Origin of the sequence: Shimia sp. R9_2, from assembly GCF_017743735.1 — a bacterium.
GTDB lineage: Bacteria > Pseudomonadota > Alphaproteobacteria > Rhodobacterales > Rhodobacteraceae > Shimia.
Genome location: NZ_JAGHRO010000003.1, coordinates 353712 through 373718, shown reverse-complemented (window position 1 = coordinate 373718; position 20007 = coordinate 353712). Strand labels below are relative to the sequence as shown.

At 57.2% G+C, this 20007-nt stretch carries 20 protein-coding genes and 1 tRNA gene; 11 read left to right on the top strand and 10 right to left on the bottom strand.

What is annotated here, in order from left to right; all coding sequences use genetic code 11:
- Positions 1–69: 69 nt before the first annotated feature.
- Positions 70–1671: an AMP-binding protein gene (locus tag J7400_RS10420; protein ID WP_209062838.1), complete on the top strand. Its 1602-nt coding sequence runs from the start codon at positions 70–72 to the stop codon at positions 1669–1671.
- A 67-nt stretch (positions 1672–1738) separates the two neighbouring features.
- Here J7400_RS10420 and J7400_RS10415 read toward each other — a convergent pair whose 3' ends face one another.
- The 3 genes from J7400_RS10415 to J7400_RS10405 are packed head-to-tail and all read right to left on the bottom strand — an operon-like array spanning position 1739 to position 4079.
- Complete coding sequence (locus tag J7400_RS10415) at positions 1739–2806, bottom strand: methyltetrahydrofolate cobalamin methyltransferase (protein WP_209062835.1); 1068 nt, start codon at positions 2804–2806, stop codon at positions 1739–1741.
- A gap of 11 nt (positions 2807–2817) precedes the next feature.
- Positions 2818–3756, bottom strand: a complete 939-nt coding sequence (locus J7400_RS10410; protein WP_209062833.1) for a methylenetetrahydrofolate reductase — start codon at positions 3754–3756, stop codon at positions 2818–2820.
- Between the two features lie 26 nt (positions 3757–3782).
- Positions 3783–4079 carry a virulence factor gene (locus J7400_RS10405; protein ID WP_209062831.1) on the bottom strand — a complete coding sequence of 99 codons (297 nt, stop codon included), beginning with the start codon at positions 4077–4079 and terminating at the stop codon, positions 3783–3785.
- 300 nt (positions 4080–4379) lie between these two features.
- On the opposite strand from J7400_RS10405, the gene J7400_RS10400 reads away from it, so the two are divergent.
- Together J7400_RS10400 and J7400_RS10395 are read left to right on the top strand one after the other, a co-directional pair.
- Positions 4380–5492, top strand: coding sequence for a Ppx/GppA phosphatase family protein (locus tag J7400_RS10400; RefSeq protein WP_209062829.1), 1113 nt, complete (start codon positions 4380–4382; stop codon positions 5490–5492).
- 72 nt (positions 5493–5564) lie between these two features.
- Positions 5565–6281, top strand: a complete 717-nt coding sequence (locus tag J7400_RS10395) for an RlmE family RNA methyltransferase (RefSeq protein ID WP_209062827.1) — start codon at positions 5565–5567, stop codon at positions 6279–6281.
- A 21-nt stretch (positions 6282–6302) separates the two neighbouring features.
- Here J7400_RS10395 and J7400_RS10390 read toward each other — a convergent pair whose 3' ends face one another.
- Together J7400_RS10390 and J7400_RS10385 are read right to left on the bottom strand one after the other, a co-directional pair.
- A complete protein-coding gene (locus J7400_RS10390; RefSeq protein ID WP_209062825.1) occupies positions 6303–6668 on the bottom strand; it encodes a hypothetical protein in 366 nt (121 codons plus the stop codon).
- A complete protein-coding gene (locus tag J7400_RS10385; protein WP_247738733.1) occupies positions 6640–7554 on the bottom strand; it encodes a lysophospholipid acyltransferase family protein in 915 nt (304 codons plus the stop codon). The genes J7400_RS10390 and J7400_RS10385 overlap by 29 nt, the downstream gene beginning before the upstream one ends.
- A 205-nt stretch (positions 7555–7759) precedes the next feature.
- Here J7400_RS10385 and J7400_RS10380 point away from each other — a divergent pair, with 205 nt between their 5' ends.
- From J7400_RS10380 to J7400_RS10370, 3 genes are read left to right on the top strand one after another with little or no spacing between them, the layout of a single operon-like run.
- A complete protein-coding gene (locus J7400_RS10380) occupies positions 7760–8464 on the top strand; it encodes an acylneuraminate cytidylyltransferase family protein (protein WP_209062823.1) in 705 nt (234 codons plus the stop codon).
- 13 nt (positions 8465–8477) lie between these two features.
- The gene (locus J7400_RS10375) at positions 8478–9269 is read left to right on the top strand and encodes an SDR family oxidoreductase (RefSeq protein ID WP_209062821.1); all 792 of its coding nucleotides are present in this window, start codon (positions 8478–8480) and stop codon (positions 9267–9269) included.
- The gene (locus J7400_RS10370; RefSeq protein WP_209062819.1) at positions 9263–10198 is read left to right on the top strand and encodes a Gfo/Idh/MocA family oxidoreductase; all 936 of its coding nucleotides are present in this window, start codon (positions 9263–9265) and stop codon (positions 10196–10198) included. Before J7400_RS10375 ends, J7400_RS10370 begins: the two co-directional genes overlap by 7 nt.
- A gap of 4 nt (positions 10199–10202) precedes the next feature.
- Here J7400_RS10370 and neuC read toward each other — a convergent pair whose 3' ends face one another.
- Positions 10203–11333 carry a UDP-N-acetylglucosamine 2-epimerase gene (gene neuC / locus J7400_RS10365; protein ID WP_209062817.1) on the bottom strand — a complete coding sequence of 377 codons (1131 nt, stop codon included), beginning with the start codon at positions 11331–11333 and terminating at the stop codon, positions 10203–10205.
- A 229-nt stretch (positions 11334–11562) separates the two neighbouring features.
- On the opposite strand from neuC, the gene J7400_RS10360 reads away from it, so the two are divergent.
- The 3 genes from J7400_RS10360 to J7400_RS10350 all read left to right on the top strand — a co-directional run bounded on the left by J7400_RS10360 (position 11563) and on the right by J7400_RS10350 (position 14013).
- Positions 11563–12237, top strand: a complete 675-nt coding sequence (locus J7400_RS10360) for a class I SAM-dependent methyltransferase (RefSeq protein WP_209062815.1) — start codon at positions 11563–11565, stop codon at positions 12235–12237.
- Between the two features lie 170 nt (positions 12238–12407).
- A complete protein-coding gene (locus J7400_RS10355) occupies positions 12408–13181 on the top strand; it encodes a hypothetical protein (RefSeq protein WP_209062814.1) in 774 nt (257 codons plus the stop codon).
- Entirely contained in the window at positions 13159–14013 is an 855-nt protein-coding gene (locus J7400_RS10350) for a glycosyltransferase family 2 protein (RefSeq protein WP_209062811.1), read from the top strand. The genes J7400_RS10355 and J7400_RS10350 overlap by 23 nt, the downstream gene beginning before the upstream one ends.
- A gap of 90 nt (positions 14014–14103) precedes the next feature.
- Here the strand turns inward: J7400_RS10350 and J7400_RS10345 are convergent, their stop codons facing one another.
- Together J7400_RS10345 and J7400_RS10340 are read right to left on the bottom strand one after the other, a co-directional pair.
- Entirely contained in the window at positions 14104–15135 is a 1032-nt protein-coding gene (locus tag J7400_RS10345; protein ID WP_209062809.1) for an N-acetylneuraminate synthase family protein, read from the bottom strand.
- A 98-nt stretch (positions 15136–15233) separates the two neighbouring features.
- Complete coding sequence (locus J7400_RS10340; protein ID WP_209062806.1) at positions 15234–16538, bottom strand: ATP-binding protein; 1305 nt, start codon at positions 16536–16538, stop codon at positions 15234–15236.
- 39 nt (positions 16539–16577) lie between these two features.
- On the opposite strand from J7400_RS10340, the gene J7400_RS10335 reads away from it, so the two are divergent.
- Positions 16578–17492 (top strand): MBL fold metallo-hydrolase, encoded by a 915-nt coding sequence (locus J7400_RS10335; protein ID WP_209062804.1) that lies wholly within the window; start codon positions 16578–16580, stop codon positions 17490–17492.
- Between the two features lie 105 nt (positions 17493–17597).
- Positions 17598–17672 (top strand) — tRNA-Asn (locus J7400_RS10330).
- Between the two features lie 80 nt (positions 17673–17752).
- Here the strand turns inward: J7400_RS10330 and J7400_RS10325 are convergent.
- Together J7400_RS10325 and J7400_RS10320 are read right to left on the bottom strand one after the other, a co-directional pair.
- Positions 17753–18988 carry a tetratricopeptide repeat protein gene (locus J7400_RS10325; protein ID WP_209062802.1) on the bottom strand — a complete coding sequence of 412 codons (1236 nt, stop codon included), beginning with the start codon at positions 18986–18988 and terminating at the stop codon, positions 17753–17755.
- Positions 18989–19066: 78 nt separating this feature from the next.
- Positions 19067–19942, bottom strand: a complete 876-nt coding sequence (locus J7400_RS10320; protein WP_209062800.1) for a transferrin-binding protein-like solute binding protein — start codon at positions 19940–19942, stop codon at positions 19067–19069.
- Positions 19943–20007 lie beyond the last annotated feature (65 nt).

The window sequence follows — 20007 nt, the reverse complement described above, 5'->3', positions numbered from 1 at the left end:
GTTTCTACGGTGATTGCGCTTGCTGTGCGCTCCGCTAAAGTCGCGCGCCAAGAAGAGGGAGGAAGGCTCATGAGCATGACGATTGGTGGGCTGTTTGCCGCACGGGCAGAGACCTATGCCGACAAGCTGTTTTTGCAGGTTCCAGCCAACGCAGAGCGCGCATATCACCCGGAGGGGTACCTCTGCACCTATGGCGATGCGCAGGCGCAGGTTTCGTCGATGGTGGCCACGCTGAAAGCCGCAGGCTACGGCCATGGGCACCGGATCGCAGCACTGCTGGAAAACCGCCCTGAGATGCTTTTGCTGAAATTGGCGTTGTCAGAGTTGGGCATCAGTTGGGTGCCGGTGAACCCGGATTACCGCCCCGCGGAGGTGGCCTATCTGCTGCAAGACAGCGGCGCGGAGCTGGCGCTTGTGGTGCGGGAGCAGCGCGCGCTGATGGAGGCCGGGATTGCGGAGAGCGGTCTGGATGTGCCGATGGTGGAGATGGGCACTACGTTGCCTGCACTGCCACAGAGCAAAACCGCTGCGCCCAAGTTAGGCCCGATCACGCAGGAGACCGAGGCCAGCCTGATCTACACCTCAGGCACCACGGGACGGCCCAAGGGCTGTATGCTTAGCCATGGCTATGAGGTGGAGATGGGGCAGTGGTATGCCTCACGTGGCGGCCTCATTGAATTTGAGGCGGGGGTGACCAAGGTCTATTGCCCGCTGCCGCTGTTCCATGTGAATGCGGCGATCCTGCTGTTCATGGCGGTGATTGAAACCGGCAGCGCGCAGATTGCGCCGGAGCGTTTCCGGGCCAGCGCATGGTGGCGTGAACTGGCGGAAACAGAAGCCACGGCAGCGCATTATCTTGGGATCGTCATTCCGGCGTTGATGAACCGTGCGCCCGAGGCGTGGGAAAAGAAACACAAGGTGAAATTCGCCGTCGGGGCAGGGGTGGAGCCCACGCTGCACCGCCCGTTTGAAGAGCGCTTTGGCTTCCCGCTGATCGAGGTCTGGGGCATGACGGAGATGTGCCGTCTGCTGGGCGACTATGAGGAGCCGCGCCGCATCGACACCCGCGCCATGGGCCGCCCGCAACCGGGGCTGGACGTGCGTGTGGTGGATGGCGACGACCAAGAAGTGCCACGGGGCACACCGGGCGAAATGGTGCTTCGTTATAGTGAAGAGACCCCGCGTCGCGGCGCTTTTTCGGGCTATCTGAACCTGCCGGAGGCCACAGAAGAGGCCTGGCGCGGAGGATGGTTTCACACCGGCGACACGGTGGTGATGGATGAAACCGACATGATCACTTTTGTGGACCGCAAGAAAAACATCATCCGCCGGTCTGGCGAAAATATTGCGGCAGCGGAGATCGAGGCTTGTCTGCAGGACCACCCGGCTGTTGAGCGCGTGGCGGTGGTGGCTGTGCCAGATGAAATGCGCGATGAAGAGGTGATGGCCTGTGTGCAGGTTATCGGCGCGGAGAGCGAGACCCTGTCACAAGAGCTGTTTGATTGGTGCTTTGCGCGGCTGGCCTATTACAAGGCACCGGGCTGGATCCGGTTTCATCCGGATATTCCGGTGACCGGGACGCAGAAGATCCAGAAACACAGCCTGTTTGGTGAAGGTCAGGATCCCACGGTGCGTGCTTCCGATTTTCGCAACCTGAAGAAGCGAGGGTAAGCCTCTCTCAGAAAACAAAAAAGCCCGCATCAAAGGATGCGGGCTTCTTCGTAAGATCAGGGAGCGCTTAGGCGCGACGGCGACGGCGACCGCCACGGCCACCTGCGGCTGCATCTGCAGGAGATTTGTTGAATTTGATCCATTCAGCACCACCGTCGTCGTTGTTGGTCAGGAAGTTGGCGGCGCGGATGGCCTCCATTTCCTTACCTGCGCGGGCTTTGGTGGAGCCCAGACCGAAGGTTTCGCAGAAGGCTTCGTCATCCATGTCCTCTGGAATGATGATGCCTTTGGCGGCGATTTCAGCTTTCTTCTCGGCCAGCTTTTTGGGGCCAACAGGCAGGGCAATCGGGTTCATGATCGCAGAGGTCATGCCGGTCGCCATTGCCATTGGCAGGAAGGCGTTGTTGATGCCGTGACGGTTCGGCAGGCCGAAGGAGATGTTGGACGCGCCACAGGTGGTGTTCACGCCCAGTTCGTTGCGCAGGCGGCGGTTGAGTTCAAACACCTGCAGGCCAGCAGTGCCCATGGCGCCAATTGGCATCACCAGCGGGTCAACCACGATGTCATGCGCCGGGATGCCGAAGTCGGCTGCGCGCTCAACGATCTTTTTGGCCACGGCAAAGCGGACCTCTGGGTCCTCGGAGATGCCGGTGTCGTCGTTGGAGATCGCCACCACAGGCACGTTGTACTTTTTCACCAGCGGCAAAACGATTTCCAGACGCTCTTCTTCGCCTGTCACGGAGTTCAGCAGCGGTCGGCCTTTGGCAGCTTCCAGACCGGCCTCAAGCGCGCCGGGCACGGAGCTGTCGATGCAGAGCGGGCAGTCGGTGACTTCCTGCACTTTTTCCACCAGTTGGCGCATCAGGTCAGGCTCAACAAAGTTGTTGTCCGCGTAGCGTGGATCTTCGGCCATTTTGTTGGAGAAAACCGCGCCGGAGTTGATGTCCAGAACGGTGGCGCCTGCGGCCACCTGCGCCAGTGCATCGGCCTGAACGCGGGAGAAATCGCCCGCTTCCAGCTCTGCGTTCAGGATCTTGCGGCCCGTTGGGTTGATGCGCTCACCGATAACGGTGAACGGCTGGTCAAACCCCATGATCGCTGTTTTTGTTTGTGATTCAATGATGGTCCGGGTCATGTTTTATCCTGTCAGACAGAGGTGCTTTGTGGGGCGGCTGGCTGCGTGGAGGCACCGCCGTTTTCGATTGCCCAGTTGGCGTTGGTTTTGATGCCGCCAAGCGGGAAGAAGTGGACTTTCTCGATGTTGAAATCCGGGTTTGCCGCTTTGTGGGCGGCCAGACCGGCGAGAACTTCGGTTGGCTCATGCGGAAGCAGCAGTTTGGAGACGTCTTTTGCGCGCTTCTGAAGCACTTTGAGAGACGGGCCAACGCCGCAGGCAATGGCGAATTTGATCATGGTCTGCAGCTTGGCCGGGCCCGCGATGCCGATGTGGATCGGCAGCGTCATGCCGCGCTCTTTCAGCGTGTTGGCCCATTCGATCACCGGCTCTGCCTCAAAGCAGAACTGGGTGGCCAGCGCCATGTCCGCGTCGGTGCGCTTGGAGAACTCAAGCTTCCAGTCCAGAGCGGCGTAGGTGTTGGCGCGACCGCCGTCCGGGTCGATGTCCATGTTGGGCTCTGGGTGGCCCGCAACGTGCAGGTTGGTGAAACCGGCTTTGTCAAACAGGCCCGTGTCCAGCAGCTGCATGGAGTCAGAGAAATCGCCGTGTGGGTTGGCAACGCCACCGGCCAGCAGGAGCGCCTGTTTCACATCGGCTTCGCCTTGATACATGGAGATCCAGTTCTCAAGCGTTGCCTTGTCTTTGATGATGCGCGCCGGGAAGTGGGGCATCACGTCATAGCCTTCGCCTTTGATGCGCTTGGCGGTGGCGACCATATCCTCGATCGGGGTGCCCTCGATGTGGGCGATATAGACGCGGGTGCCCTCAGGCAGAAGCACGCGGAAGTCGTCGACTTTGGCGGCCGTGCGCGGCATCACTTCGATGGAGTAGCCTTTCAGGAAAGCTTCCATTTCCGGTGTGGCGGATTTGACCTCATCGGTCTTGCGCTTGAAATTCAACAAAGCCATTGCGGCCTCCCAAATCGAGGGGCGTGTCATGCCCAGCCTTCATTGTCGATCAGCGCCTTGATGCGCGTCTGATCGTACTCTGCTTCAAGCCGTGCGACTTCTTGTTCAACAATCGCCTGCGGCTCGCCCTCAACCGGATACGGATCTGCCTTCCGCCACTCTGCTAGATAGGCATCCGTGTCGGATGCGCCAACCTTCATTGCTGCTCGGTCGATGGCTTGCTCAAACCGTTCAGCCAAAGGTTTCTTTGCGCCGCGACGCCCTTTGCCAACGATCACCTGAGCAGGAATATCGCGCCAGTAGACAATGGTGACATCAGGCATGGGTTTGATTCCTCCGGTATCAGTACATCATACGTAAATCAGGGCCGCCTGTCGCTTTGTGTCAATTTCGACACGAAGACAGCATTCCGCGACCTAGCGCTTTGTTGTGAGCTGCTTGTAGCGGTCTGAGCGGCGCTCTGGCTATGGCTGGGCGCGTGAAATCTTTGCATGAAAAAGATGAGCTTCCGGGGCGTTGTGCCATGAGCGCGCCCCAAAGATGCGCGGCGTCACCCAAGGAGGGATTGCGCGGGGGGCAGCGAGAGACTAGGTTGAAGGCAACACGAAATGGAGGGCGTGACGATGGCGCCCAAGCGTCCCAAAGGTGCGGGCGCATTCCCAAAACCGGTTGAGAGCCCCGCGCCGAAACCGCCTGATCCAAGTACGCTTTACGCGGCCTTGGATCTGGGCACGAACAGTTGTCGCATGTTGATTGCCCAACCCAAGGGCAGTCAAATTCATGTGGTGGACAGCTTTAGCAAGTCTGTCCAGTTGGGCTCCGGGCTGGAAAGCACCGGGCGGCTTTCCCGTGGCTCCATGCGGCGCACCATCCAAGCGATGCGGATCTGTCAGCAGAAGCTCAAGCGCCATAAGGTCAAACGGATGCGTCTGGTGGCCACTGAGGCCTGTCGGCGCGCCAAAAATGCGCGGGATTTTGTGCGGCAGGTGCGGCGCGAGTCAGGTTTGCAGCTGGAAATCATTCAGGCCGAGGAAGAAGCGCGTTTGGCGGTGATCAGCTGCGCGCCGCTTGTTTCCATGAAGACCGAGCAGCTCTTGGTGGTGGATATTGGCGGCGGGTCAACAGAGCTTGTCTGGATTGACCTGTCCTCTGTCCCGCCGATTGAGCGGTCGCGCGCGATCATGCGGCTGCGTGGCGGGTTTCACACTGCAGACAGCCCGTTTCCAGCCGCAAAAGTGGTGGATTGGATCAGCGTGCCGCTGGGTGTGGCCACTTTGCGAGACCAGTTTCGCGATGTGGAAGATGATGCCGCGCGCTTTGCGCTGATGAGCTGGTTCTTTGAAGAAAACCTCAGCGAGTTCGCACCTTATAAGGATGCGCCGCCGAGCGAAGGCTTTCAGATCATCGGCACAAGCGGCACGGTGACCACCGTTGCGGCAAGCCATTTGGGGCTGCGCCGCTATGACCGGACCAAAGTGGACGGTCTGCGCATGACCAGTGACCAGATTGACAAGGTCATCCGGGGCTATCTCGATCTTGGCCCCAAGGGGCGGCGCAATGACCCGCGGATCGGGCAGGACCGGCAGGCGTTGATCATGAGCGGCTCGGCGATTTTGCAGGCGCTGCTGCGCTGCTGGCCGACAGATCGGCTTTCCGTGGCAGACCGTGGACTGCGTGAAGGGTTGCTTTATGCGCAGATGAGCGCGGACGGCGTGCTAGAGGATGGGTCGTTCTGAGCTTGCAAGACAGCTTGAAGTGACGGCAAAAATGACTAGAAGGCTTTGTTTCAAAGCAAAGTGGTGAGCGAGATGGCCAAGAAACCGACCGGCAAGAACACATCCGGGCGCGGACAGCGCGATTTGACCGTGAAGGTGAAGTCTGCGCGCGGGCGCAAACTGTCGAGCACCCGTTGGCTGCAACGTCAGCTCAATGATCCTTATGTGCAGCGCGCAAAGGCCGAAGGCTATCGCGGTCGCGCGGCGTTTAAGATCATGGAGTTGGACGACAAATACCGCTTTCTGGTGCCCGGTGCCCGGGTTGTGGACCTTGGCTGTGCCCCCGGAGGCTGGTGCCAGGTGGCCGTGCCGCGCGTAAACGCGCTGGGTGAGAAATCCGGCAAAAAGGTTGGCACAATTCTGGGGATTGACCTTCAGGAAGTGGAAGCCATTGCCGGCTGTGACATCCACCAGCTCGACTTCATGGAAGATGATGCGGATGTGAAGGTCAAAGACTGGCTGGGCGGCAAAGCGGATGTTGTCATGAGCGACATGGCGGCGGCCAGTTCCGGCCACAAGCAGACCGACCACCTGCGCATTATGGCGCTCTGTGAGGCGGCGGCTTATTTTGCCTTTGACGTGCTGGAAGAGGGCGGCACCTTTGTGGCCAAGGTTCTGGCTGGTGGTGCCGAAGGGGAGCTGCAAAAGCTTCTGAAGCAGAAATTCACCAAAGTGGCGAATGTGAAACCCCCAAGCAGCCGCGCGGACAGTTCCGAGAAATTCGTGGTGGCCACAGGGTTCCGTGGCTAAAGCCCTAAGTTGTTGAGGTGGTTAGGCGCTGCGCAGCAGGGACTCTGTGGCGTGTTTCACCATGCGTTCGGCGCGAAATTCAAAGTGATCCGCCTTAAACATATCAACGGGTTGGCGCGCGAGCGCCTCTTCATGCGCTAAGGCCAGATTTTGCTGGCGCAGCAGCTCAAACAGGCGCGCATGACGCGCTGGTTTGGCGTAGGTGGACGAGCGGACGTGGAACACAACAGTCTCCTTTGGCAACAGTAACCCGCAAAGTCGTTTCAGGGTCACTGACCTTGCTAAAGGAGCGAAATGGTTAAAAAGTTGCGCAAATGGGATGATTTTGTGGAAAAATTGCAGCGAATGCTCAGGGCATTTACTGCGCACGATCCTCAGATGTGTCATTTCCGGCGCCACGCCAGCGGTTGTGGGTCCACATCCATTGACCGGGATAGGCCCGGATCAGAGCCTCAAGGCTGTCGTTCAGGGCCTGCGTCATTTCTTCTGCAGTGGCGTGTGGCACCGGAGCCTCGGTCTCGATCACATAGGAGCCGTCAGGCTGGCGGATGCCATAGCAGGGCACAAGATCAACTTTGTACTTAAGCGCCAGTTCGGCAGCAGAGGTCGCGGTGCGCGCGGGTTTGCCCATGAAGTCCATCACAGGGGCATCATTGATACGCTGATCCTGCACAATCCCCAGAAAACCGCCGCTGCGCAGATGCTTGATCATGCCGGACATGCCGCGGCGGCCACGCTCAAACACGGGTTTGCCGAAGTCCTCCATCGCAGCCACATAGTGCGCGTTGAAATAGGGATTGGACATCTTTTTGTAGAGCCCACCAACCGGAATGCCCTGCGCCAGAAGGGCGGCGCGGACGGCGAGGTAGTTGCCAAAATGACCGGTGACCAGCATCGCGCCTTTGCCCTCTTCCTTTGCGGCTTTGAGAGCGGCAAGGCCGGGGCCTTTGATCGGATAGGTGGCCACACGCGCAGAGAATTCCTCGGCGGAATACATCTCCATCAGCATCCGCCCCATGGTTTCCGGCACTTCACGCACAATGGCTTCGCGCGCCTCCGCTGACAGCTCCGGCATCACAAGGGCGAGGTTTTCGCGGATGCGGCGGCGGTTGCCTGTGAGGGGCGCGATCACTTTGGTCATGATCTGACCGCAGGTATTGATGCGCGTTTCATAGGGCAGACTGCGCATCGCAGACAAAAAGCTGCGTATGGCCGTATCAGTGAGCCAATGGCCGAAGGAGCGGGAGAAAAGCGGCATGGGTGGTGTGATCAATCATTCTGCGCCAACAAGATAGCCGATACATATGGTTTGCGGATTCTCCGCGCAAGCCGTTTGCCAGTTTGGCGTTGCGTGGTTTTGGGGGCTTGCGTAACAAGATCACAACAGGGCGGCGCGTCGTTTCGCGCTGGACGGGCGCGGCGCGCTTGCGATACTGGCAGGCAAGACGCAGAGAGCCCGCAACACAGGAGAGCCTTTTATGATCCTTGGTCACATCGGAGCACGCAAAGGCTCCAAAGGGGTGGTTCGCAAGAACTTCAAAGACTTATGCGGCAAGCCGATGATTGACTGGTCGCTGGATCAGCTGTTTTCCCACCCGATGGTGGATGCGGTTGTGGTCTCTACAGATGATGAAGAGATGTATGAACACGCGGTCGCCAAAGGGGCGTTGCCGATTGGGCTTCGGCCTGCGCATCTGGCGACAGATGAAGCGCCCAAATGGGGTGTGTGGCAACATGCGATGGAAGCTGGAGAGGCAGCAGCGGGCAAAGAGGCCACAGCCTTTCTGGATCTGGATTGCACCTCGCCCTTGCGCCTGCCGAAAGACATCACGGGGGCGCTGGAGCTTTACCAAAAAGAGCGGCCAGACATGGTGATGAGCGTCTGTGAGGCGCGCAAGAACCCTTATTTCAACCTCGTGGAACCGGATGAAACCGGCGCTCTGCATGTGAGCAAACCTTTGCCCGGTGGGGTCTGGGCCCGTCAGGCTGCACCCACTGTTTATGAGCATGCGGCCTCCACCTATGTGGTTGCACCCAAATACCTGCGCGAGGCGCAGACCATTTATGAGGGGCGGGTGATCCCGTTTGAGATGCCACCAGAGCGCTGCATCGACATCGATTCCCCTTTTGATTTCAAATTGGTAGAGCTTCTGCTTCAAGAACAGCTCGACAGCAAAGGCTGAAGGAGGCCGCAAGATGGACAAACAGTTGGACGGACGCACGGTATTTATCACGGGCTCTGGCGGCGTCTTGGGCTCCACTTATGTGCGCCGCATGCTGGAGGTCGGCGCAAAGGTTGTGGCCACGGACCTGCCTGGCGCACGCGCGGATGCCCTCAAAGAGGCGCATGGCGACAATCCGAACTTTGGCTACTACGACCTGAACGTCGGCGTCGAAGAAGAGGTGGTCGAGATCTTCAAGCGGGTGATGGCGGATGGCTGGCAGCCCAATGTGGTGCTCAACAACGCCGCCATCACCGGTGAGATGCTGATGGGCGCCGGCAAGCCGTTCCCGGATTTTGCCGACACCAGCGTGGAAGACTTTGAGCGCACCATGCGCACCAACCTCACCGGTGCTTTCATGATTGCACGCCAGATGGATCGCGACATCGTGGGCAAGTACCCAAGTGCGCTGATCAATGTGGCGTCGATGTATGCGCTCAACGGCGCGCATCACCCGATTTATGATGGCATGCCGTTCAAGAATTTCTCCGCTTATGGGGTCTCCAAAGCGGGCATCCACGGCATGACCGTCTGGCTCGCAGGTTATTGGGCCAAGCGCGACGCCACCGTGAACACCATTGCGCCGGGCGCTGTGTTCAATGGTCACTCTGAGGAGTTCCAGAAACGTGTGGGCGCGCTGATCATGCAGGACCGCATGGCGCAGCCTGATGAAATCGCGGATGTGATGCTGTTCCTTGCCAGCAAACACGCCGGCCACATGACCGGTCAGATGGTCAATGTGGATGGGGGCTTCTCCGCGTGGTGATTGCGGTCATCGGTGCAGGCTCGATTGGCAAACGCCATGCGGCCAATCTGGCCGCATTGGGCGAGGCGGTGGAGCTTATTGGTTGGCGCGGGTTTGACCGCGCCAGCTTTGAGGCGCGGCAAGACATAGAGGCGGTGGTGATTGCCACCTCTACGCCAATCCGTCTGGAGCTGATCGAAATGTGCGCCGCGCACAACTGGCCGTTTTATGCGGAAAAACCGCTGGCCTGGCGGGTGGCGCAGGTCGAGGCCATTCATGCGGCCGCGGCCCCTGTGGCGGCGCGCTCCATGGTCGGCTTCATGATGCGCTATCACCCGGCGGTGCGGGCGCTGGCCGCGCTGGATATGAGTCAGACCTACGGGTTTTCATTCGAGATCGGCCATGACGTGCGCCAATGGCGGGAGAACTGGTCTTTTGCCGGGAGCTACGCCGCAGAGCCGGAAGGCGGCGGTGTCTTGATGGATCTTTGCCACGAGATGGATCTGGCGCTGGCAGTAATGGGATCGCTAGAGATTTCTGATGTGCGGGCACTTGCACATAAAGACTTCCCGAAGATTGATTTTGCCACCCGAGTGGATGTTGTCGCGGCCACCGGTGCGGTGGGCACCATTTCGATGGATTATGTCTCACCCGTATCGCTGCGCAGGGCGGCGCTGCGGGGGCGTGACCGCGTGGTGGATCTGGACTTTCTTGCGCCGAGCCTGTCTGAGGATATAGGACAGGGTATAGAGACCACGCCCTATGTGTTTGAACGCAATGACATGTTCATGGATATGATGCGTGATTTTCTGGCGCTTGTGCGGGGTCAGGGCACATCAGGCAACCCGCTGATCCCCCGTTTTGACACCATGCGTGACAGCAGCCTGTTGATTGCGCGCGCATGGGAGGCGCGGCGTTTCACAGGGAAGGTGGACATGGATATGTCCTGAAACATCAAGCCATTCCGGCGTTGTCCTGAAAGGCTTTTTGCAGACCCTGGGTCCAGAATGTGTCGCTGTTGAGCAGATCCACAAAGCGATCTGCGGAATGGCCTTCACCAAAGCCCGTGTGCGGTGCGTGGGGCTTGCCCCATTGGCTGGACAGGAAATCACGGATCGCAGCGCGATCTGAGGCGGCGCAAGACACCACAGACCCGGCTTGCGCGCGGTTGGTCTGACGGGTGCCCACGTCCAGTGATGGCAGACCAAGGAACGGCGCTTCGCGCACCCCTGCGGAGGAGTTGCCAATCATACAGGCGGCATTTTTCATCAGCTCTGAGAAATGATTGAACCGCATCGACGGGTATTGGCGGAAACGGTCTTTGGGCAGCGCGTCGAGCACTTTGAAGATATCTTCAGAACCGGGATCATTGTTGGGCGCAATCACGATGAAGTTTTTGCCCGATGCGTTCAATTCATCAAACAGGTCTTTCGCCTGTGCGCCCATGGTGGCCTGCTCTGAGGTGACCGGATGGAAGGTCACCAGACCAAAATCGTCAAACGGAATGTCATAATGCGCTTTGACCTGATCGAGCGTCACACCGGAAGGTCCGGCGTGGAAATCAAGCTCTGGTGAGCCGATCACATGGATCGCACCCTCTGGCTCTCCCATCGCCATCACGCGTTTTTTGGCCGCGTCTGAGCTGACAAAATGGTGGCTGGAGAGCTTGGTGTTGCAGTGGCGGTAGATCTCGTCAATCGTGCCGGAGACCTCGCCGCCTTCAATATGGGCGCAGGGGATATAGTTGGTCGCCGCCACAAGCGCGCCGGCAAGCGCCTCGATACGGTCCCCATGTACGACCACCAGATCCGGCTTGGTCTCAGTGATGTAGTCTGAAAACCCCACCACGGTTTTGGCCAGAATGATGTCCTGGGAGTCAGCGGGGCGCTGGTTGAGGAATTCGTGTTTGGTCACACCAGGCATGCGGTGCACCTCGATCTTGGTCAGCCCGTAGCGCGCCAGCATATGCATGCCGGTGATGAAAAAAGTCACGTCAAAGCCTGCATCCCGCGCCGCAACGGCGAGCGGTTCCAGCTTGCCAAAATCCGCGCGGGTGCCGGTGAGGAAGAGGAGGGAGCGGGTCATAGCAGTCTCGATAGAATTTGCGCCTTGATCGTCGGACCTTAATTGACAGCTTCTTGAAGCTCAAGCATGGGGCGGGCCGCAATTTCTCGCGAGGAACCCGCCAGAGAGCTTGTGTTGCCTGAGCCTTTGGCGCAACACTATGAGTTGAGACATCAAAGCGATAGATAGAACCTTGGTAATAGGGTTTGATCGCAGTTGTGTTCCAAATCTAGAGGTCCTTGATTACCAAATGAAACTGCTGTCGGATTTCAAATCGCGGATGCGGTCTTGGAAGCTTTCCAAACAAGAACCATCTGAAATTTTCTCCAAGTACTACAGAACCAACAAATGGGGGGATCCTGATAGCCGTTCAGGAAAAGGGTCTAACTTGAACACAACACAATCTGTTCGCGAAGCATTGCCCAAAATGGTCAGGACGCTCGATGCAAATAGCTTTCTTGACCTGCCTTGCGGCGACTTTTTTTGGATGCGCACAGTCGATCTCGGCGTTTCCAAATACACCGGTGGTGATATCGTTTCCGATCTTATTGCAGAAAACCAAAAACAATATGGTCGTGAAGGCGTGACTTTCGAAGTCATCAATCTAATCGAAGGTCCGGTGCCGCGTCATGATATTGTGTTTACCCGCGATTGTTTGGTTCACTTGTCAAATGCCCATGTCATGGACGCCTTACGCAACATCAAGGCTTCGGGCTCAACGTGGTTGATCACCACGACAAATCCGACGGTTCAATCCAACGAAGACATTGCTACCGGATATTGGCGGGCATTGGACCTGACCAAGCCGCCGTTCTCTTTTGGGGCTCCGGTTTACACCATTGATGAAAGTATGCCGGGTGTGAAGGGCAGTCGCAGTGACAAATCCCTAGGCGTGTGGCGCGTTTCTGAAATACCCGATTATTGACGCAGCCAAAGTCCAGCTTAGCAGTAATTCATCGAGATGCTTATGCCGGTGCCAAGCCAGCGCTGTCGGGCGAAGATCTTTTCTGGACAACAAATTGCATAGCGCATAGCACGAGTTCACGCAGTTTCTCTTCCGAGAACAAAAGAGACGATCGCGCGGAGGGCATTATATTGGATCGCATTATTTTGACGATGAAGTGGGGTACGCTGTATTCGGCTGAATATGTGAACGTACTTTACAATGCCTGCAAAGCGCACATGTCCGTCCCGTTTCGTTTCGTCTGCCTCACAGATGACAACACTGGATTTGTTGATGGGGTCGAGGCCTATGATATCCCTGATCTCGGGTTGCCTAAGTCGGCCTGGGGAGCTGGCGCGTGGCCCAAATTGGGTGTGTTTTCAAAAGAACTCTATGGTTTGAGTGGTCGGGCGTTGTTTATCGACCTCGACACGGTCATTTCGGGAGATCTCGCAGAAATGTTCGATTTTGCGGGCGCATTTGTTTGCCTGGATTCTCGGCCCTGGCGCTATAAATCTGGTGCGCCGAGAACAGGTACGGGCATTTTTGCTTTTGATATAAGCGCGTTAGGTGCTGTTGTTGATCGACTTAATGAGAATATGAATGGTCACCTGTCGACCTATGAAAACGAACAGGACTTTCTGCACGGAGAGTTCGGCTCGCTCGGATTTGGCGACATCCAATACTGGCCTGATGATTGGATTCAGAGCTTCAAGTACCATTTGCGCCAGCCCCTCGGCGTTGATCGTTTCAAACATCCGAATCCGCCCAGTGCAAAGATTCTTTGTTTTCATGGCATTCCGCGGCCGATTGACCTAATCAATCCGCCGCGTGGCAATTGGGATCGGTTCCCGCATTATGGGCGCGGGCGCGTGCCATGGATGGTTGACTACTGGGTCGGCTTTGGCGGCTCTTTGCAGGATTGATAACGTGACCAAACTCGTCCTTTCTCTCACGACGGTCCCCCCACGGTTTCCGCATGTTGACAAAAACCTTGCTCGTCTTCTGGAGCAAACTGCTGATATCGCTGAAATCAACCTCTATGTGGCGCGCAAATATCGTCGTTTTGACTATGATGCTGCGGATCTGCCGGTTGTACCTGAAGGAGTAAATCTGCGCGTTATTGACGAAGATCTTGGGCCTGCGACCAAGGTTCTTCCGGCCGCGCGCGAGTATGCCGGACAAGATGTGCAGATTCTGTTCTGCGATGACGACAAGCTCTATGATAACCAATGGGCTCAACGCTACGTGGATGCTGCCAAAGCGCACCCAGATTGCTGCATCGTAGAAGAGGCCGGGCATTTGGATAATCCGGTCTATGCGCATGATGGCTGGCAAGGGAGCAGAGGGCCACGCGCGCAGTTTTTGGTAAAGGATTGGAAATATCGTGCGAAGCGGGCTGCAACTTTTGGCAAGTGGAAGCCAAGTAAGGCGCTGAGTTCAGGTTATGTTGACATTCTGGAGGGGTGGGGCGGTGTGCTCGTGCGCCCAGAGTTCTTTGACGAGGCATGTTATGATATCCCTGACGTGCTTTGGACGGTTGATGATGTTTGGCTGTCCGGATGTCTTGAACGCCGAGGTATTCCAATCTGGCTGAACACCGACAACAAAATTCGGTCCAAGGAACCCAAAAACGAAGGCAGCGACGCGGCACTTAGGAAGTTTGTCTACATGGGGCATGACCGCATTGCGGCCAATCGTGCGTGCATTGACTACTTCCGAGAGACCTATGGCATTTGGGGCGGGACGAAAGCCTGAACCAACGAAAATGCGCAGCACCTGAGATGCTGCGCATGACGTCTTTGATATTCTCTAAGAGAAGTTCACCTCGCGGAGAAGGCTTGTTTTTTATCCCTCCAGATCTTCCCACTTCAGCTGGGTGTTGCGGGTGACTGCGCGTGTCAGGGTTTTGCCAACAACCTTGTCAAAGTCGTAGCCTGGAATTTCGCCGGAGCCCGGGCGGCGGGCCCAGATGTCTTGCTCGGTGATCACATGGCCTGCGGGCAGGTCTTTATCGGCCACGACAGAAGCGCGGGCGAAGGCATAGACGGGCTCTTCGGCCTCAGTACGTTGTTTGGGGTTGTTGGCCGCAATCCAGATCTCGCGGGAGCGCTCGATCAAAAATCGCAGCTCGGATGGGTCCATCGAGTTGATGATATCGGGGCCCTGACGGTAGCGGGTGTCGGTATAATGACGCTCCAGAATACAGGCGCCAAGCGCCACAGAGGCTAGTGCCATTTCCGGGCCGATAGAGTGGTCAGAGAAGCCCACAACCGCGTTTGGGAAGGCTTCTTTCAGATCGGTCACGCCGCGCAGGGAAACGATTTCAGGCGGGGACGGGTAGAGGTTGGTGCATTCCAGCAGGGCATATTCGACGCCGGCCTCTTCGAGGATGGCGACAGAGCGCTGCATGGTTTCGATGGTCTGCATGCCGGTGGACATGATCACAGGTTTGCCAAAGGACGCGATGTGGCGGATCAGGGGCAGGTTATCGGCCTCACCAGAGCCGATTTTGAAAGCGGGCACATCCGCCTCGGCCAGAAAATCAGCGGCTTTGCGCGAAAACGGCGTTGAGATGAAGATCATACCCAACTCTTCGGTGTAGCGCATCAGCTCCAGTTCTTCCTCGCCGGACAGAGCGCACTGCTCCATCACTTCCCAGATCGAGACATCGGCGTTCGGCGGGAAAATCTGCTTGGCCTCTTCGGTCATTTCATCATCCACAAAATGGGTCTGATGTTTGACCATTTCACAGCCGGACAGGGCGGCAAGGCGCACCATCTCTTTGGCCACGGCAAGGTCGCCGCCATGATTGATGCCAATCTCTGCGATCACGAGGGGCGGGTGATTGGGGCCAATGTCACGGTTTCCAATACGCATAACGCTTCCTTTTATTTGTCTTTTCCGTCGCAGAAGGGTGACCTGAGTGCTACCGCCTTCGGTGGCGGGTGTAAAGCTGAGCCGACGTTTCCGCGGGTTCAGCGCCCAAGGACAAGATCGGCGCGCAGCCCGCCAAGCTTTGTGCTTTCGCCAAGGCGCAGGATGCCACCATGCGCGCGTGCCACATCGGCGGCGATGGACAGGCCCAATCCCACCCCCATGCCTTTGTTCTGGTTGCGGCCCGGTTCCAGCCGCGCAAAGGGTTTCAGGGCTTCTTCATAGCGCTCCGGCGCGATGCCGGGGCCGTCATCCTCCACCCGTATACGGACGTATTTCTCGGTGATCTCGACGGAGACTTCGGCACGGGTGCCATAGCGGATGGCGTTGCCGATCAGATTGTCGACGGCGCGGCGGACACTGGCCGGGCGCAGCGGAATTTCGCCCGCCCCGACCGGTTCATTCAGAGTGACCGCTGCGCCGCTGCGGGTGTAGCTGTTGACGAGATTCTCCACGAGCGCCGTTGGATCGGTGTCTTCGCTTTCGTCCGCATATACGCCTCGGGCAAAATCAAGAAAAGCATCCAGCATGCGCTGCATCTCCTCAACGTCTTTCTCCAGCGGCTCGCGGTCTTCGTCCTCCAAAAGCGACAGCCCGAGTTTGAAGCGCGTGAGCGGCGTGCGCAGATCGTGGCTGACGCCGGATAGCATGAGCGTGCGCTGTTCGATCTGGCGCTCAATTCGGGCGCGCATGTCCAAAAAGGCATTGCCCGCCGCGCGCACTTCGATAGCGCCGCGCGGAGAGTAGGGCAGGGAATGCCCGCGCCCGAAGGCCTCGGCGGCCACCGCCAGCCGTTTGATGGGGCGCAGCTGATTGCGTAGATAGAGATAGGCGACAAATGTCAGGAGCGCCCCAAAGACCAGCATGTTCACAAACAGCTGATGGGAATTGGAGGCCGATACGCGCTTGCGGTCAAACTCCACCACCAAAGGGCCCGAGGCTGTGGCCAGACTCAGCACCACCTTGCTGTCATCAACCAGCTCGACGGCCTGCACATTCGGCAGCAGCTTCTTGAAATCGCGCGTCATAATGATGCCGGAGAAATCATACCAAAGGCGGGTGTCCTCTGTGGCGAGCGCCTCGGGGTGGGACACCGAGATATCCAGCGTTTCCAATACGGTGGGCAGTGCGTCCGGGTAGGTGTCGCTCACCTCCATGGCCTCAAGAACCAGCATGACTTCGCGCGATGTGGCAAAGGTCATCTGTTCTGTCACGCCTTCAAAATGGCGGCTGACCAGGACAAAAGACACCACCACCTGCAAAAGCACCACCGGGAGGATCAGGATCAGTGCCGCCCGCCCGTAGAGGCTGCGCGGCATATAGTGTTTGAGCCAGCGAAAAAACATGCCTACACCTTGGTCATTGACTATCCCGAGAGGACGACCATGGACCCGCAAATCTTGGCTTTCAACCCTGAAACCGGTGTGCCCGAGCAATTGGAACCCAATGTGCGCCGGCTGTTGTGTCCCAACCCGTCACCCATGACCTTTCGCGGCACCAACACCTATCTGATTGGCGAAACAGAGATCGCGGTGATTGATCCGGGTCCGCAGAATGCCCAACATCTGCAAGCCATCCTCGCAGCGCTGACACCTGGGCAGAGCATCACCCATATTATCGTCACCCACGCACATCTGGACCATTCACCGCTGGCCAAAGCTTTGTCTGAGGAAACCGGGGCACCGATCTATGCCTATGGGGATGTGGACGCCGGGCGCAGCGCAGTTATGCAGGAGCTCGCAGACAGCGGCCTGGCAGGCGGCGGGGAGGGCGTCGATGCGGATTTTATGCCGGACCGGGTGGTCTGCGAAGGCGAAGTGCTGCGCGGGCGTGGCTGGGCGCTTGAGGTGATCCACACGCCCGGACATTTCGGAAATCACATTTCGCTGGCGATGGGGGACATCTGTTTCTGCGGAGATCATGTGATGGGCTGGGCCAGTTCGCTGGTGTCGCCGCCTGACGGGGATCTGACAGATTTCATGGCGTCCTGCGAAAAGCTGCGCGCACGCGATTGGCGAGTGTTTCACGCGGGCCATGGGGCACCGATTGACGATCCTGCAGGGCGCCTTGATTGGCTGATGATGCATCGCAAGGGGCGGGAGGCAGAGATCCTGAAAGCCTTGCAAGACGGGCCGGCCACCGCTCAAGCGGTTGCTGAGGTGATTTACGTGGAAACCCCCGCTGCTTTGTTGCCCGCAGCCGCGCGCAATGTCTTTGCGCACCTCATTGATTTATATAGGAAAAATATGGTGACTGCGCCGGGTGGATTAAGCGCTGAGGCGGTTTTTGAACCTCTGTAAAAGTTTTTTGCGGAATTTCAAAAAACTTCCAAAAATCCTCTGGACGTCTCTGAAAAGCAAAGCTATACCCCGCCACACCTTCTGAGGCAGCTCAGAGATGCATGTTCCGGCGTAGCTCAGCGGTAGAGCAGTTGACTGTTAATCAATTGGTCGTAGGTTCGATCCCTACCGCCGGAGCCATAAAAAGCCCTTAGGTCTCAACGACCTGAGGGCTTTTTTGTTTTTTGTGGATTGGGCTAAAGACCAGCAATCACAGGCGCTCAAAAACGCCGTGTGATGCCAATTCGGCTACGGGTCTCGGTGTAGCTGAAAGCCGCAATGTCGCTGCGGGTTTCCTCATAGCTGACCTCAACGAATGGCGTATAGCTGCCAGCTATGAACCAGTCGTTTTTCTCCACCCGAAGCTGCGCTCCGTAAGTCTTCTCATCCGGGCTTGCGGGAAGGATCGGACTCGGATTTTTAAGGTCTTTGTAGCGGAAGTAGAGGCTGGGTTGGGCGGTCAGGCCGTATTTCATCTCAAAGGTGCCAAAGGCTGTGATTTGCGTGGTAACCGCATCCTCTTGCGCACTTGGTACATTTTCACGTTCGATACGGCCAGAAATCCCAAGGATTGCACGCCCGTTAATAGCCTGTCGCACACCAAGGCTTGCGGAGGTGATATGGCCAGAGAGCGCTTCGTTACGGGCATTTGAGACGTCAAAAAAGGTAGCGCGTCCAAACACCGATCCACCTTCTTGGCCCCGGCGTTCAAAATTCGCAATCAAGCCGAACCTATCTTCGTATTTTGAGCCCGCAATGTAGCGGGTGCTTATCGAAGGCGCGAAGGCGTAGGTAAGCTGTGATCTAGCAGTGCGAACCCCAGCGGTGAGGCTGAAAATAGCGTCATCATAGGTGCTGGTCTTTGCCTCGGTCAGATCGAAACCCAAGGTGGCAAATCCACTGATAGCGGCTTTGGCGGAGCTCAATGATGCGATGGGTCTGCGAAAATTCAGCGCACCAACAGCTCGGAGGCCAAATTCGTCTGATGTTTCACGATCAAATACAAAGGGCAGCATAACGCCGCCGGAGTCCACCAAGACCGTGTCTGAGGCATAGCGGCGTTGATTGCCAACCTTGACCACAGACAGGCTGAGATCCCAATCAAAGCCCCGGCGGCTGTCGATTGCACGGATAAAGGCCAGAACACGGTCTTTCACCGGTTCGGGCAGATCGGCTGAAAGCACGATGAAGAATTCTTGACGGGCGCGTTGCCAGTCTTCGGCATTGAAGTAAGCGCGCGCCAATTCTAGACGGACACGCACCAGCGAGGGATCCTGAGCCAAAATCTCAAGAAACACCGGAATGGCTTTTTCAGGCTGACTAGCCTCTACATTGGCCAGTCCCGAGAGAAAGTATCGCTCGATCTGAGCTTGAGTTTCTAAGGGCTTTGCGTTTGCTCCACCGCCGCTCAGCACGAGCGCGAGCATCACTGTGATGGCTGTATTTTTGAAAGGCATTCGAGAGCTTATCTAGCGTGACGCTTGGATAGAGACCGCCCGGAGAGCGGGCGGCCAAAACCGCTGCGGTCTCTCTATTTAATTACGCACTGCGCCAAAGCTGCCGATGTAGGCTGTGTCACCGGACTGAGAATCGAAAACACCGCCCACTTCTTCGGCGTTTGGTCCGAAAAAATTGCCTTCGATATTGCCGTTTACAGCTGTGCCAGAGATGTTACCGCTGAAACCGGAGCCAGATACAGTGGCTGTTCCTGTGAAGTTGAGATCGGATTCAGAGCGGACTACGAAAGTATCTAAGTTTTCAACTATTGTGTTGGTGCTGTCTAAATTCAATGTTCTGAAATCTGACGTGCTAACCGTTAGTTCGGAATCAGCTAGGTAGGTATTGCCGTCATTCAACTGTGCCAAACCGACAGTCTGCCCTCTGTAGCTCGCTGAATTCGTGGGCAGATTTGCTGCGTCGGTACGGGCGCCCACCGATGCTGTCGCAATGCTTCCGTTGTCAGATCCAAATCCATCTATCCAGGCGCCGAACGTTTGATGCTCATAGTCTGTGAGCGCATCACCAATGCCAAAAACTGCAATTTGTTCGCCGTCCGGACTCGCGAATGCTGCTAGATCGCGCACTGCGGTCAGTGGTGAGGCGTTGGTATCAAAAGACACAGTTGCGCTGCCTGCACTAGCCAATATATTTGTTGCGTTTCCGCCTGATCGTTTGATGTCCAAACGCGCAGCCTGATCTGTTTGGCGATCGTTGAGCGTTAACTCTCCCGTGCTGGCGTTTACCCGGAAATTCGCTGAGTTTCCGCGTCCTTCCAACCGTACTGTCCCGTCGTCTGGGAGCTCACTGACACTTGTAAATGCTATTGTTTCGTCACCGCCGCCACCACCGCATGCGCTCAAGGCTGGTGCTGCCAAAAGTGCGATCACGAGGTTTGAAGTTCTGAAGTTCATTAATATTTCCTTAAGTTCAATTTCTAATTGTACTTAATGTGAGTTGTTTATCTGATGTCAACAAC